This is a genomic window from Butyrivibrio sp. WCE2006, from assembly GCF_000701985.1.
Classification (GTDB): Bacteria; Bacillota; Clostridia; order Lachnospirales; family Lachnospiraceae; genus Butyrivibrio.
In genome coordinates this window covers 235,063-249,776 of record NZ_JNKH01000001.1, presented here as the reverse complement: position 1 = coordinate 249,776, position 14,714 = coordinate 235,063, and the positions used below count along the sequence as shown (strand labels likewise).

The window sequence follows — 14,714 nt, the reverse complement described above, 5'->3', positions numbered from 1 at the left end:
TTCTGAAAAATTATGAATTTGCTTTTTCAAATGTTTCCATAAAGTCTACAAGTTTCTGTACACCTTCCTTAGGCATAGCGTTATAAATGCTTGCACGCATACCACCAACTGTTCTGTGTCCCTTAAGACTTACAAGACCATTTGCAGTTGCCTCTGCGATGAATTTTGCGTTAAGGTCATCATTACCTGTAACAAACGGTACATTCATCAGAGATCTGTCCTCAGGTCTTACTGTTCCTTTGAACATCTTGCTGTTATCAAGGAAATCATAAAGAAGCGCTGCTTTCTCTTCATTTCTCTTTTTCATCTCCTCAAGACCCCCCTGAGCTTTGAGCCATTTAAACACAAGACCACACATATAAATAGCCCAGCAGTTAGGTGTATTGTAAAGAGATCCGTTGTCAGCCTGAGTCTTCCATTTAAGCATTGTAGGAACAAAATCAGGAACATCATCTCTGATAAGATCTTCTCTTATGATACTGATTACCAGTCCTGCAGGTCCTACATTCTTCTGAACGCCGCCGTAAATAACACCGTAATCATTTACATTTACAGGCTCAGATAAGAAGCATGAAGATACATCGGATACAAGTATGTGTCCTTTAGTATTAGGAAGCTTCTTGAACTTTGTTCCATAAATTGTATTATTCTCGCAAATATATACATAATCAGCGTCTTCCGGAATATCCAGATCAGAGCAATCAGGAATATATGAGAAAGTCTTATCTGCACTTGAAGCAACTTCGACCACTTCTCCATACTTCTTTGCTTCTGCCATTGCCTTTTTAGCCCACTGTCCGGTAACTATATATGCTGCCTTTTTATTCTGCATAAGGTTCATTGGTACCGCTGCAAACTGCTGACTTGCACCGCCCTGAAGAAATAGAACTTTATAATTATCAGGAATATTCATAAGATCGCGGATATCCTGTTCAGCTGTCTGAATAACCTGATCAAAGGCCTTGGATCTGTGGCTCATCTCATTAATTGACATTCCACTTCCGTTATAATCAAGCATCTCTGCTGCAGCCTGTTTTAAAACCTCTTCCGGAAGTACTGCCGGACCTGCACTAAAATTGTAAACTCTGGACACTGTTTTTTCCTCCTGTGATAAAAAATATTTGGCAAACACAAATTTATTTTTTTATTTTTTTAGAACTCGAATCTTTGATTTAAAAATAATTTAAATCACAAATATTTTTTTGTCAACTGCATATTCCATAATTAATGTTATTTAATATTTTAAAAAGAAAAAGCTCCTAAATTTCATTAGAAATTCAGGAGCTTTAATTTAGTAATAAAGCAATACAGGTACGCCAACTTCAACCTGATTATACAGTTTTTCCATGAGATCAAGTGGTGAATTTATGCATCCATGAGAACCGGAACGTTTGTAAATTTCGCCACCAAATTCCTTTCTCCAGGTGGCATCATGTATCCCTATTCCCTTATTAACACCAAGCCAATAATTTACAAATGAAGCATAGTCAGCACCTCGTAAAATTGTGTGATATCGCTTATTGTAAATGTGGTAAAGTCCTACAGGAGTACCTCTTCCGAGGCCGATATTACCGGTTACAATGTCATACTCAATACAGATTTTTCCATTCTTGTAATATCTAAGATGCTGATTACCCATATCAACAAGAATATATTCCTTACCAAGCTCAGCACCATCCAAAACTAATGATTTATTGGGAAGAGCTATTTCAGACACAGCAGGTCCGGCACCATCAATAGAATTTACGAAATTCTCATATTCCTTATTCTCATCATATAGCTTTCCGTTCTTGTTGCCGCTGACATAAATGAGGCCTTTGCCATCTTTCTGATATCTTTCTATACATTGATTTGTATCTATCTCAGCCAGCTTGTCACAGATAAAATCGTATACATTGGAGCAGCTTAAAAGAATATTACCATCTTTATCAGTTACAATATTCTCTTCAACACGATAATCTCTTGGAAACTCTATTACCTTATCACCTGCAATAAAGTAACCATTTCCCGGATTTTCCTCGCTCTTTTCTTCATCAATAGCCTTATCCAACTCATCAAGAGTGATCATCCATTCAGTGATATCAGACGGAGCGGCACTTATTTTATTTTCGGCTATCCTAATCGAAGCATCGTTATTTTGAACTTTATCTATTCTCTCAAACAGATCATAGACCTTCATGTCGTCCTCTGTCGCTTTTATATCATCATAAAAGTCAGATAACGAGCTCACATCAGCTTCATACTTTTTCTGATAAACAGCATCTTTTACAAAATCATAAACTTTACGGAAATTAGCCGTCTTTTCAGAGGATGTTTCCAAATAATATCCGCCATCATTTTTCTTTAACTGATAATATGGCTTATCTGCTACATCAAACAGATTCCATTCGAGCAATATTTTTTCAAGCTTTTCCTCATCAAAAGAAGGACTGCCCGGGATTTCACGATTCTTTGATATAAATAAGTTTTCTCCCCAAATAAATGGATTTTGGGAATCCATTATATTTTTAAGCTCATCATAGTAATCGATACTAAAATCAATAGAATCTGAATTGATGAAGTACTTTTCCCCATCGGCAGCTGAAACAACAATACCATTGTAAAAGGTATTGTTCTTCAGCTCATTATTGGCCTCATTCACTGTCTTACCGGTACAATAAACATGATTGATCCATGTACCGTAAGCAAAGCTTCCACTGTAGTAAAAGCCCAACAGTAAATATATTGTTATAAAAGAACCCAAAGATAATGCCAGAACTAAATATAAAATTCCCCTCTTCTTCATACCTTATCCGGACAGTTATGCCCTGTCCTTTCCCTCTAAATCTTTCTCATCAAAAGCTTCACTTATTGATCCGCCGGGAGATACCATAGGAAATACCTTCTCATCCGGATCAACTGCAATATCGAGAAGTACAGGACCTTTCGCATCCAGAGCTTTCTTAAGGGCAGGAAGAACCTCATCCTTCTTTGTAACTCTGATTGCCATACATCCAAGTGCTTCAGCAACTTTACAATAGTCCACTTTGTCGGTAAGAATGGTATTTGAATAGTGCTGATTATAATACAAGTTTTGCCACTGCCTTACCATACCAAGAACCTGATTGTTTATAACTACCTCAATCACATGAATATTATATCTGCTGGCAGTTGCCAGTTCGTTCATATTCATTCTGAAGCATCCGTCACCTGCAATATTTACTACAGTCTTTTCAGGCATGCCAACTTTTGCACCAATGGCTGCGCCAAGTCCATATCCCATAGTTCCAAGGCCGCCGGAGGTGAGGAAAGTTCTGGGATGCTTGAATTTGTAGAATTGCGCAGTCCACATCTGATGCTGTCCTACATCAGTTGAAATGATAGCTTCACCATCAGTTAATTTATCCAAAGTCTCAATTACATAAGGACATGTAAGAGATTCTTTGTCATAATTAAGCGGGAACTTCTTCTCATATTCTTTAATATGAGCAATCCATTCAGAATGATTCTGCTGGGTAAGCTTATCATTGATTTTCTCAAGCACTTCCTTAAGGTCACCCACTATATAATAATCAGTGCGTATATTCTTATTGATCTCTGCAGCATCTATATCAATCTGCAGTATCTTTGCTTTCTTGGCAAAAGTCTTGGCATTTCCTATAACACGATCAGAGAATCTCGCTCCAAGAGTAATCAAAAGATCGCATTCGCTGACACCAAAGTTAGAAGTTTTAGTGCCATGCATACCAATCATACCGGTATAGAGGCTGTGATGACCATTAAACGCGCCTTTTCCCATAAGTGTATCACATACAGGTGCCTGAATTCTCTCAGCAAATGTGAGCAGTTCATTATTAGCACCTGAAATAACAGCACCACCACCGACATATATAAATGGTCTTTTAGCGTGCTCAATCATCTTAACTGCTGTAGCAATATCATCTTCAGTATACTTTAACGGTCTGTCCTTATGAACAGGTTCTGAGAATTTATAATCGCATTTTGCGGCTGTTACATCCTTAGTAATATCAACAATTACAGGTCCCGGTCTTCCGCTCCTTGCAATATCAAATGCTTTTCTTATAGTATCTGCAAGCTGTTTTATGTCCTTAACGATATAACCGTGTTTTGTTATAGGCATGGTTATACCTACGATATCTACCTCCTGAAAGGTATCTTTACCAAGCAACGGCAGATTTACATTACAGGTAATTGCAACCATAGGAACTGAGTCCATATATGCAGATGCAATACCTGTCACAAGGTTTGTAGAGCCCGGGCCGCTGGTTGCAAGGCAAACGCCAACTTTTCCTGTTGCTCTTGCATATCCGTCCGCTGCATGTGATGCGCCCTGCTCATGTGACGTTAAAATGTGCTTTATCTGATCCTGTTGCTTATATAATTCATCGTAAACATTTAAAATTGTTCCCCCCGGATAACCAAAAACAGTATCTACTCCCTGTTCTTTAAGGCATTCCAGTACAATCTGTGCTCCTGTAAGCTGCATTTAATATTGCTCCTTTTCTCAACCTGCTTTTTTATTATTTTATTTCAAGAATTGCTCCTCTGTTACCACTTGTAACCATCTTTTCATATCTGGAAAGATATCCTGTTGTGATTTTGGGTTCTCTGGGAGTCCACTCAGCTCTTCTCTTAGCAAGCTCCTCATCAGATACCTTCATATCGAGTTTATTGTTATTAATATCGATAGAAATAATATCTCCCTCTTTTACAAGTGCAATCGGTCCCCCAACAGCTGCTTCAGGTGATACATGGCCTATTGAAGCGCCTCTGCTTGCGCCCGAGAAGCGTCCGTCTGTGATAAGTGCTACAGTTGAACCAAGTCCCATACCTGCAATTGCAGAGGTAGGATTAAGCATTTCCCTCATGCCAGGACCGCCCTTAGGACCTTCGTATCTGATAACTACCACATCACCTTCTACTATCTTTCCACCAAGAATTGCAGCGATAGCATCTTCTTCACAATCAAATACTCTTGCGGGGCCTTCATGTACCATCATTTCAGGAACAACTGCCGATCTCTTTACAATGCCGGTATCAGGAGCAAGATTCCCCTTAAGAACAGCGATACCGCCGTTTGGCATATATGGATTATCTATCGGTCTTATAACTTCCGGATCAAGATTATGAACATTCCTTATATTCTCGCCCACAGTTTTTCCTGTGCAGGTTAGCAGATCAAGATGAAGCAGATCCTTCTTTGCGAGCTCGCTCATTACCGCATAAATACCGCCTGCCTCATTAAGATCTTCCATGTAAGTAGGACCTGCAGGTGCAAGATGACAAAGGTTTGGTGTTCTGTCGGAAATCTCATTTGCCATCTCCATATTGATCTCTATACCTGCCTCATGAGCAATTGCCGGCAGATGAAGCATGGTGTTTGTAGAGCATCCCAGCGCCATATCCATGGCAAGAGCATTCTCAAAAGCTTCCTTAGTCATGATATCTCTGGGACGAATATTATTCTTAACAAGCTCCATGATCTGATATCCTGCCTTTTTAGCAAGTCTTATGCGCGCAGAATATACCGCAGGAATAGTTCCGTTACCTCTAAGGCCCATTCCTATAACCTCTGTAAGGCAGTTCATGGAATTAGCAGTATACATTCCTGAACATGAACCACAGGTAGGACAAACCTTTTCTTCAAATTCAGACAGTTCTTCATCAGTCATTTTTCCAGCTGATACACTGCCTACTGCCTCAAACATTGAACTTAATGAGCGTTTTTTACCGTGCACACGTCCTGCCATCATAGGACCGCCTGAGCAGAAAATAGTGGGAATATTTACTCTGGCAGCAGCCATAAGAAGTCCGGGAACATTTTTATCACAGTTGGGAATCATTACCATTCCATCGAAAGCATGAGCCATTGCCAGACACTCAGTACTATCTGCAACAAGATCTCTTGTTACGAGTGAATACTTCATTCCTACATGTCCCATTGCAATACCGTCACATACAGCTATAGCCGGTACGATTACGGGCATTCCGCCAGCCTCGGCAACACCAAGCTTTACTGCCTGTGCAATTCTGTCCAACTCCATATGTCCCGGAATTATATCACTCTGAGAGCTTACTATACCAATAAGAGGCTTTTTCCTCTCTTCAGCTGTGAAGCCAAGTGCATTAAACAAGCTTCTGTGAGGTGCCTGTTGAAGTCCTTCCATTACGCGATCACTGTTCATAAAAAACCTCCTTAATAATATCTTTAGCGGATCCGCTTAAGATAAATCTCTAACGTTCCACAATTTTCATAATTTATACTATCTCTCTTATCTTTTATATAAAACAAAGTTCTCATTCTCATAAAAGATAAAATAGTTAGAATTTACATAGTCCCAGGGTATTGTTTCATAGGTCTGATAAAATTTCCATAAGTCCGGCCCATTATAGCCTTCATACATCATATTTTTATCGACAAGAATATAATCGCAATCCGTTATATCATAATTTTCGCAATCAATTCCCCATCCGAATTTAAGCAGAAATTGCTGATCACAATCAATGGCACATATCTTTTTAGCACTCGTGGGATGTGCAATATAGAGAGCGTTATAACAATTGGTTTCTCTTTTGCCAAGCTGATTATGATAATCCGGTCTTAAAATCATTACAACTGACATTACGACCATCATTAGAACAGGTAATGAAAATATAATATTCTTCAGCCCCCTGCTCTTCTCCCTTTTCCTGAGTAAGTATCTTAGCTTTACGCTTACATGCTCAAGCACAAAAGCAAATGACATGGCAGAAAGAACTCCTGCATAGGAAAATACACGAAAATATGGTAATTTAGCCTGAATAATAAGCATAATAGGATAGCCGATTATATTAAACACCATAAGCAGATTAAAAATGGTTCTACTGTTTTCAAAATGTCTTATACACTCAAATATCAGAATAATACTTGCGCTTATTATAAAAAAATACGTAACAGCATTTAACCCCGGATAATTATATCCGCATAAGCCTCTTGCCCAATTTAAAAGATTCTGGATATAGCCATTCCTGCTTACACTTTGTATATAAGGCTGAGACAGCATATAATCAATGCCCGTAAAAGAAGCCTTGAACGGATGTGTAAGTATTAGTCTGACATGTGACATACCATAAAATACACTGCTCTCATCCTTAACAAGAAGATTCGATCCAATTGCAAGCCATATAACAAGATAAAGGACAAACACGATCAGCGCGCTGATAAGCCCTGTGATAATACAGTTCTTTAGTATTTTATAATATCTTGAAGTCCAAATCTGACCTCTATTGTCATACGTCCTGTAGCCATTTACAACCAGAAAGAAACCTGCTGCAAGGCATGATGGTATAACCCAGTAAATACTGCTTGGCAATGTGTATAAGCCCAGTACCAATGCAGTTCCAAAAGCAATGTAATCAAAAAGCTTAAACTCACCAGATCTGCATATAATCGTCAGCTGCCTTATAGTAATTAGAAAACAGGTCGTTGCAAGAGTATATCCTCTTCCCTGAACCGACATTTCATTAACAAGCATATTGGAAAAATACAAAAGCATAGCTCCATATGCATACCAATCATCCAAAAAACGTCTGCCCAGCCTATAAACAAGAAAAGGGTTTAAAACAGCACAAAAGAAAGATATTCCCCTCAGCCCCATATATGAATTGCCGAATAAGTCGAGTATAGATGAAAGCACTGAATACCCTACGTGATTATTCGGAAGCGGCCAATGAATAGCCGCATATACAGGTCCTCTGCTTATAAAATAATAATATGAATATAATTCATCATACCAGGGAGTCAGATAAGTGGAGCGCCAGATATAGTAAAAGAACATAGCTATTACTGTAAGCACAACCACCATATCTATAGGTTCCTGGGGCAGATAATCATATAAAGTTAAGTCATCTTCAGATTCTTTCGATTCGCGAAGCAATTATATCTCCCATCTTAGAGCATCCACACTTTTTGCTCTCATCAATGCTCTCATCACCACGAATAAGATCTACAGTTCTATAGCCATCTTCAAGAGCCTTTTTTACTGCATCTTCTATGCTTTGAGCCTCTTTATCAAGCTTGAACGTGAATTTTAGCATCATAGCTGCTGACAAAATTGTGGCAATAGGATTGGCAATATCCATGCCTGCTATATCCGGTGCACTTCCATGACTTGGTTCATATAATCCAAAACTGGTCTCATTTAAAGAAGCGCTTGGAAGCATACCTATTGATCCGGTAATCATACTTGCCTCATCAGAAAGGATATCTCCAAACATATTCTCAGTTAATACAACATCAAACTGAGAAGGATCCTTAACAAGCTGCATTGCACAGTTATCAACAAGCATATGTGAGAGCTTTACTTCCGGATAGTCTGCTGCTACTTCCTCAACTACCTTTCTCCAAAGTCTTGAGGAATCAAGTACATTCGCCTTATCAACACTTATTACGCTTTTGGATCTCTGCATTGCTACTTCGAAGGCTTTGATTGCAATTCTTCTTATCTCGCTCTCTTTATAAACAAGCGTATCGGTTGCAACAAGCTCACCATCGACTTCTTCAGTTTTCCTGTCACCAAAATACAATCCGCCTGTTAATTCTCTCATAATAAGGAGATCAAAGCCCTTATCTGACGTCTCTGCTTTAAGCGGACATGCATCCTGAAGCTGATCATATAAAAAAGCTGGTCTTAAATTTGCAAATAGATTTAAGGATTTTCGAAGCGCAAGAAGTCCGGCTTCGGGTCTAAGAGACGGTTCAAGTTTATACCATGGCGAAGTAGAAGTGTTTCCACCAATTGAACCCATCAAAACGGCATCTGCTTTTCTGCAGGCCTCGATTGTTTCTTCAGTAAGAGGTTTACCATAGGCGTCAATAGAAGCTCCGCCCATAAGAACATCAGTAAATTCTATTTCATGACTGTAAACAGAGCAGACTTTATCAAGAACTTTCTTAGCCTCTGCTACAATTTCCGGTCCTATACCATCACCCGGTATACAGGTTATCCCCATTTTCATATTTTTTCTCCTCTTTAAACTATATGTTTATATTTGACTCATTATGGCCCAATACAAATCCTGCAAGTGTGAAAGGTATGCACGCTGGCGGTAACCAACTCCCCATATAGTTAAAGCCGGCAAAAATAAAGTTCGCCGGCTGTCCACGTTATAATGCAGACTGAAACCAGTCCTCTTTTAAGTTACTTTTTATCGTCTTTTGAGCTGTCCTTTACAGCATCCTCAGGCTTCTCAACTTCAACAATAGCTTCCTTAACCATAGGAATACGACAGTTCTTGTTATTACCAAATTCAACGATTACTGTAGATGATTCATCATCAATATCAATTACTGTTCCGATGAATCCACCGGTAGTTCTGACACTGTCACCAACAGCAAGCTGGGAAAGAATCTGTGCCTTCTGCTTCTGTTCCTTTCTCTGTGGACGAATCATGATAAAATAAAGTACCGCAAAAATCGCAATATAAACCACAATTATCATAATGCTTCCGGTACCATTTACAGCCCCGGCACTTTCAAGGGCCATTCTGTTCACAAAACTCATATCAACCTCCAAATTACCTTTTATTAAACATATGTAGTATCTTACAATTAATAGACTTTTTTAACAAGTAACAATTTAACCCTTTTTCCATCCCTTTGCTATATCATAACGCTCAGTCGGCTCCTCTGAATCGTATTCAAGCATTGCATCCAGGGTATTTTTCTTAAAAGCTTTGTAGCAGCCTGCATCCAGGGCGTTTCTTATATCTTCCATAAGATGATTATAGAAATACAGGTTATGCAGAACACAAAGTCGCATACCAAGCATTTCTCCTGCCTTAAGAAGATGTCTTATATATCCTCTTGAATATCTTCTGCATGCAGGACAATTACAGCCCTCTTCAATCGGTCTGTCATCAAGCTCATACTTGGCATTCATCAGATTAATATGACCTCTCTTTGTATAAAGATGCCCATGTCTGCCGTTTCTGCTGGGATATACACAGTCAAAGAAATCGATTCCTCTGTCAACAGCTTCAAGAATATTGGCAGGTGTACCAACTCCCATAAGATAAGTGGGTTTATTTTCAGGCAGATGCTCAGTAACAATGTCAAGTACGTGATACATCTCCTCATGGGTCTCGCCTACGGCAAGTCCGCCAACAGCATATCCGTCAAGCTCCATTTCTGATATACGCTTTGCATGTTCTATTCGAAGATCTTCAAATATTGCTCCCTGATTGATTCCGAAAAGAAGCTGATTTTTATTAATGGTATCAGGAAGTGAATTAAGTCTGTTCATTTCATCCTGACAACGCTTTAGCCATCTTGTAGTTCTGTCAACAGACATTTTCACATATTCATGATCTGCCCTGGCAGAAGGACATTCATCAAATGCCATAGCGATGGTTGAAGCGATATGAGACTGAATCCTCATACTTTCCTCAGGGCCCATAAAAAGTTTATGTCCGTCAATGTGTGATCTGAAGTACACTCCCTCCTCTTTAATCTTTCTGTTTTCAGAGAGAGAAAAGACCTGAAATCCGCCTGAATCAGTTAAAATAGGCTTGTTGCAGCTCATAAACTTATGTAGTCCGCCCATTTTATAAATAACATCATCACCGGGACGAAGGTGCAAATGGTACGTATTTGAAAGCACAACCTGAGTATCGATCTGTTCAAGATCCTCTGTCGAAACTGCGCCCTTAATTGCTGCAACGGTTGCAACATTCATAAAAACAGGAGTCTGAATGGTTCCATGAACAGTCTCAAATTCTGCCCTTTTCGCCATTCCCTCTTTTTTTAAAAGCTTATACATATAATTCCTTTCGTAAATAAATTTATTATCTTCCAGGGATTTTGAAGGATTATCCTATGCTATAAAAAAGGATTTTGTTTGCAAAATCCTAGCGCGCGAGCGGTATTGCGAAGAAATTAAATACCTTTCCGCGAGCTGTGCATCCCACGGAGTGCTTTTTATCATGTAGGAAATCGAACGGAATTTCCTATATGATAAAAGAAGCTGTCGTATATTATACAACAGCCCCCAAACTAATCATACAAATAATTATCCCAAAATTCTTCCAGACAAAGATTCTCATTATACATAATCGTAGCAGCATCAACACCAACATACCTGAAATGCCATGGTTCATACTCGATACCGGTTATGTTTTCCTTGCCCTTAAGATAACGCACGACAAAACCGTATTTATAGCTGTTATCAGCCAGCCATTTACCTTCTGCCGTATCGCCAAATCCTTCATCAAGATTATAATATGTTCCACATACAATATCAAATGCAAGTCCTATCTGATGCTCAGATGCCCCGGGAACAGTTACTGCCTGGGATGACGCATTATATGCTTCCATATAAGAAAGTCCTGCTTCAAGATAATTGTTTATTTTTCTTGAAAACAGATTCTCCTGCCTTGCACTGTCTCTATAGGGAGAACAAATGGCAAGGTTTATACCGTCTGCTGCAGCTGCCTTGAGCAGAGCCTTAAGTGGTGACAATACTCTCTCATCGCATTTCATAGTATCATCAATTTCACCCAGCGGAAATTCATAATTATCCGGAATAGGATGTTGTTTATTTACAAGTATTATTTTCCAATCATCCTTATCAAATTTCTCGTTCTGCTTTTCTTCATTATCTACGTATTCAGAATCTGAAGAATCTTCAAGATTCTCAATATCTCCTGCAAGCAAAAATCCTTCCTTAAGTTCCTGATCTTCCGAAACATTCGTATCTTCTTCACTTAGAATTTTGTCTTTATCAACAGGACTGATCTGCGCAAGTTCTGCCTCAGACTCCGGTAAAACCTCTTCCAGGGAATCAGCTATAAAATACTCCGTGTCTTCATCTTCAGTAAAATCTATTACAAAGCTGACGTTAAGCCCAATTGCTTCAGGATAAGTAAAACTACTAATAGAAATAAAGAAAAAAAGAATTGACGCTAGACATGTATATCTCTTAGCATTGCTGCAAAAATGAAGTGCTATCCTATACAGTATCAATGCCACTATTGCATAGAACGTACCCAAAAATCTTAAATACTTATGTTTTCTGTTAAAAGTGCGGACATTATCCATGACCTTATCTTTAAAGGTCGGTCCCATCTGTAAATGATTCGCACGCATTCCCTCATAACCTCATAAAATATAATCCAATTACTATTATACCTCTTTATTTCAAATTTTAAATAAAAAATTAAGAATAATTTAAGAAATACCATAATAATTAGAAAAAATCAAGGTTTTTAGTTTGATATAAAGCTTATTCTGTGCCAAAATAGAAAGAACTAATTGACAAAAGGGGAAATGATAATAATGAGCGGTTCAGTTTTCGGTAACAACATAACAATCACAACCTGGGGTGAATCACATGGGAAAGCGTTGGGAGTCGTATTAGATGGCTTTCCTGCAGGAATGCCTTTAAATGAGGCTGATATCCAGGTATTTATGGACAGACGTAAACCCGGATCCTCCGTCGTTACTACTCCCAGGAAAGAGGATGATGAAGTAGAAATCCTCTCCGGAATATTTGAAGGCAAAACCACTGGTACACCTATCTCTCTTATTGTAAAAAACACCTCCCAGAGATCCGGTGATTATTCTGAAATTGCAGAGTATTACAGACCCGGACATGCCGATTATGGTTTTGATGTCAAATATGGCTTTAGAGATTACAGAGGAGGCGGCAGATCATCCGGCCGTGAAACCATAGGTCGTGTCGCTGCAGGCGCAATATGTCAAAAGCTTTTAAAGGAAATTGGAATTGATGTCACTGCCTACACAAAATCAATCGGTGATGTGGAGGCTGATACTTCTAATATAGATAAATCAGTTGTACTTAACACTATTACAGCCATGCCTGATGCCGAGGCTGATAAGAAAGCCGTTGAACTTATAAATAATTGCAGAAAAAAGGGTGATTCAGTTGGTGGCGTTATTGAATGTGTCATAAAAGGAATGCCAGCCGGAATAGGTGAACCTGTTTTTAACAAGCTTGACGCCATGCTTTCTCATGCTGTCATGAGTATCGGTGCTGTCAAAGCGGTAGAAATCGGTGATGGCATCAAGGCATCAGCAGCCTACGGAAGCCAGAATAATGATTCGTTTTCATTTGATCAAAATCATAATGTTATAAAGAAGACAAACCATTCCGGAGGTATTCTTGGCGGTATGAGTGATGGTTCAGACATTATTCTGAGGGCTCATGTAAAACCCACTCCAAGCATATCCTCTACCCAGACAACAATAAATAGAAGCGGCGATGAAATCGAGGTGAACATAAAGGGACGCCATGACCCTGTTGTGGTTCCAAGAGCTGTTGTAGTTGTTGAGTGCATGTGTGCATTTACAATACTTGATCTCCTCATTTCAAATATGCATTCTAAAATGACATACATAACAGATTTTTACGGTAATGACATTTAAGTGTTACAGTGAACTCTTACTTATCCAACAGTCATGTAGGAAATCCAACGGAATTTCCTACATAAAAAAGTGGGCTTTCAACTCAGAAATTCCACTTTTTATTATCCTTATAATATTTTCGAAATCTTTATCTTACCTTAACTCTCTGACCAAGCTTATGGAATATAATACAGTTCGGTCTGTCTACCTCAAGCTCAGGTCCATTCATTACAAGAGTATTGTTGTCAAAATCAACGTTGAAAAATGTCATTGTACTTGATTCCTGATTAAGTGAAACAAGATGCTTATTATCAGGGAACAGGCAAGCGTCCTTAGGATATTCTCCTGAAATAGGAAGTTCAATCTTTTTGGTAAGAAGTCCTGTTTCCTTATCTACCTTGTAAACAACAACATTGTTCTCGCCTGCAACAGAGCTTACAAGATAATTGTAATCATCTGAGAATTTAAGCGCACTGCTGGCTACACCTATTGTGTCCTGCTCATCAGAATTCTGAACTGACTGAATTTCTTCAAAGGAAGGTAATCCCTTTTCCTCAGAATACGTATAAACATTTATGCTGCACTGCTGTTCAAAAACAACATAAAGGAATTTTCCGTCCTTAGAGAACTGCATATGTCTCGGTGATGATTCCTGATCGCAGTGAATCACATCAATATCAGAAATCTTACCATGCTCAGTATCGAATTTGTAAACATTTACTCTGTCCATTCCAAGATCAGCTGCAAGGAGATATTTATTATCCTTGGTCACTTTTATACACTGAACGTGCGGTGTATGATTTCGTCCCGCAATGGTTCCAAGTCCCTTATGGAACTTCTCATCAGTGATCTCGCCTATGCTTCCATCATCATTCAGCTTAAGTATTGTTACTTTACCGTCATGATATCCTGCACAAATAAGGAATCTGTCAAACTGATCCATATTTATATAGCATCCGCGCATACCATTAATTGATGCCTTATTGAGAATCGTAAGACTTCCATCATCCTCAATATGATAAGCTTCAACACCGGCATCTGTAATAGAGTAAAGTGTTTCCTTACTGTGTGACAGAACGATGTAAGAAGAATTTGTGATTTTTACTTTCTCCTTCTCAGTCATTCTTCCGTTTTTTACATCAACATCATAGATTCTGATACCATAGTTATCTTTTGATCCTGAAGTGTAGCTCGCAACATAAGCTACATATTTATCATTTTCATTAGCCATATCTGTCACCTCATGTTTAGTTATTTATAGATCCATGAATTTTTCAGAAATTCATAAATCGTATTGGACTAGATTTTTTGA

Annotated in this window: 11 protein-coding genes; 1 reads left to right on the top strand and 10 read right to left on the bottom strand. The window is 38.7% G+C overall.

The features are described from left to right. Positions 1-10: 10 nt before the first annotated feature. From serC to T501_RS19735, 9 genes are all read right to left on the bottom strand, one after another. Positions 11-1,093: a 3-phosphoserine/phosphohydroxythreonine transaminase gene (gene serC, locus T501_RS01060; RefSeq protein WP_044912745.1), complete on the bottom strand. Its 1,083-nt coding sequence runs from the start codon at positions 1,091-1,093 to the stop codon at positions 11-13. A gap of 198 nt (positions 1,094-1,291) precedes the next feature. Continuing rightward, entirely contained in the window at positions 1,292-2,785 is a 1,494-nt protein-coding gene (locus T501_RS01055) for a L,D-transpeptidase (protein WP_044912743.1), read from the bottom strand. A gap of 15 nt (positions 2,786-2,800) precedes the next feature. Beyond that, positions 2,801-4,486, bottom strand: coding sequence for a biosynthetic-type acetolactate synthase large subunit (gene ilvB, locus T501_RS01050; RefSeq protein WP_026509357.1), 1,686 nt, complete (start codon positions 4,484-4,486; stop codon positions 2,801-2,803). Positions 4,487-4,520: 34 nt separating this feature from the next. After that, a complete protein-coding gene (gene ilvD / locus T501_RS01045; protein WP_026509358.1) occupies positions 4,521-6,185 on the bottom strand; it encodes a dihydroxy-acid dehydratase in 1,665 nt (554 codons plus the stop codon). Between the two features lie 87 nt (positions 6,186-6,272). After that, the gene (locus tag T501_RS01040) at positions 6,273-7,916 is read right to left on the bottom strand and encodes an ArnT family glycosyltransferase (RefSeq protein ID WP_044912741.1); all 1,644 of its coding nucleotides are present in this window, start codon (positions 7,914-7,916) and stop codon (positions 6,273-6,275) included. Further along, positions 7,891-8,997 (bottom strand): 3-isopropylmalate dehydrogenase, encoded by a 1,107-nt coding sequence (gene leuB, locus T501_RS01035; RefSeq protein ID WP_044912739.1) that lies wholly within the window; start codon positions 8,995-8,997, stop codon positions 7,891-7,893. Before leuB ends, T501_RS01040 begins: the two co-directional genes overlap by 26 nt. Positions 8,998-9,179: 182 nt before the next feature. Beyond that, positions 9,180-9,542: a preprotein translocase subunit YajC gene (yajC, locus tag T501_RS01030; RefSeq protein WP_044912737.1), complete on the bottom strand. Its 363-nt coding sequence runs from the start codon at positions 9,540-9,542 to the stop codon at positions 9,180-9,182. Between the two features lie 75 nt (positions 9,543-9,617). Continuing rightward, entirely contained in the window at positions 9,618-10,799 is a 1,182-nt protein-coding gene (gene tgt, locus T501_RS01025) for a tRNA guanosine(34) transglycosylase Tgt (protein ID WP_044912735.1), read from the bottom strand. Between the two features lie 233 nt (positions 10,800-11,032). Next, a complete protein-coding gene (locus tag T501_RS19735; protein WP_050008043.1) occupies positions 11,033-12,124 on the bottom strand; it encodes a M15 family metallopeptidase in 1,092 nt (363 codons plus the stop codon). Between the two features lie 189 nt (positions 12,125-12,313). Between T501_RS19735 and aroC the strand changes: the two genes are divergently transcribed. Further along, the gene (gene aroC, locus T501_RS01015; protein WP_044912733.1) at positions 12,314-13,423 is read left to right on the top strand and encodes a chorismate synthase; all 1,110 of its coding nucleotides are present in this window, start codon (positions 12,314-12,316) and stop codon (positions 13,421-13,423) included. Between the two features lie 127 nt (positions 13,424-13,550). On the opposite strand, the gene T501_RS01010 is transcribed toward aroC, so the two are convergent. Then, complete coding sequence (locus T501_RS01010) at positions 13,551-14,633, bottom strand: lactonase family protein (RefSeq protein ID WP_044912731.1); 1,083 nt, start codon at positions 14,631-14,633, stop codon at positions 13,551-13,553. Between the last annotated feature and the right edge of the window lie 81 nt (positions 14,634-14,714).

Bases quoted from the DNA above. Each gene is read 5' to 3' on its own strand.
- ilvD (WP_026509358.1), bottom strand. From the start codon at position 6,185: ATGAACAGTGATCGCGTAATGGAAGGACTTCAACAGGCACCTCACAGA.
- T501_RS19735 (WP_050008043.1), bottom strand. From the start codon at position 12,124: ATGCGTGCGAATCATTTACAGATGGGACCGACCTTTAAAGATAAGGTC.
- ilvB (WP_026509357.1), bottom strand. From the start codon at position 4,486: ATGCAGCTTACAGGAGCACAGATTGTACTGGAATGCCTTAAAGAACAG.
- yajC (WP_044912737.1), bottom strand. From the start codon at position 9,542: ATGAGTTTTGTGAACAGAATGGCCCTTGAAAGTGCCGGGGCTGTAAAT.
- tgt (WP_044912735.1), bottom strand. From the start codon at position 10,799: ATGTATAAGCTTTTAAAAAAAGAGGGAATGGCGAAAAGGGCAGAATTT.
- T501_RS01010 (WP_044912731.1), bottom strand. From the start codon at position 14,633: ATGGCTAATGAAAATGATAAATATGTAGCTTATGTTGCGAGCTACACT.
- leuB (WP_044912739.1), bottom strand. From the start codon at position 8,997: ATGAAAATGGGGATAACCTGTATACCGGGTGATGGTATAGGACCGGAA.
- T501_RS01055 (WP_044912743.1), bottom strand. From the start codon at position 2,785: ATGAAGAAGAGGGGAATTTTATATTTAGTTCTGGCATTATCTTTGGGT.
- aroC (WP_044912733.1), top strand. From the start codon at position 12,314: ATGAGCGGTTCAGTTTTCGGTAACAACATAACAATCACAACCTGGGGT.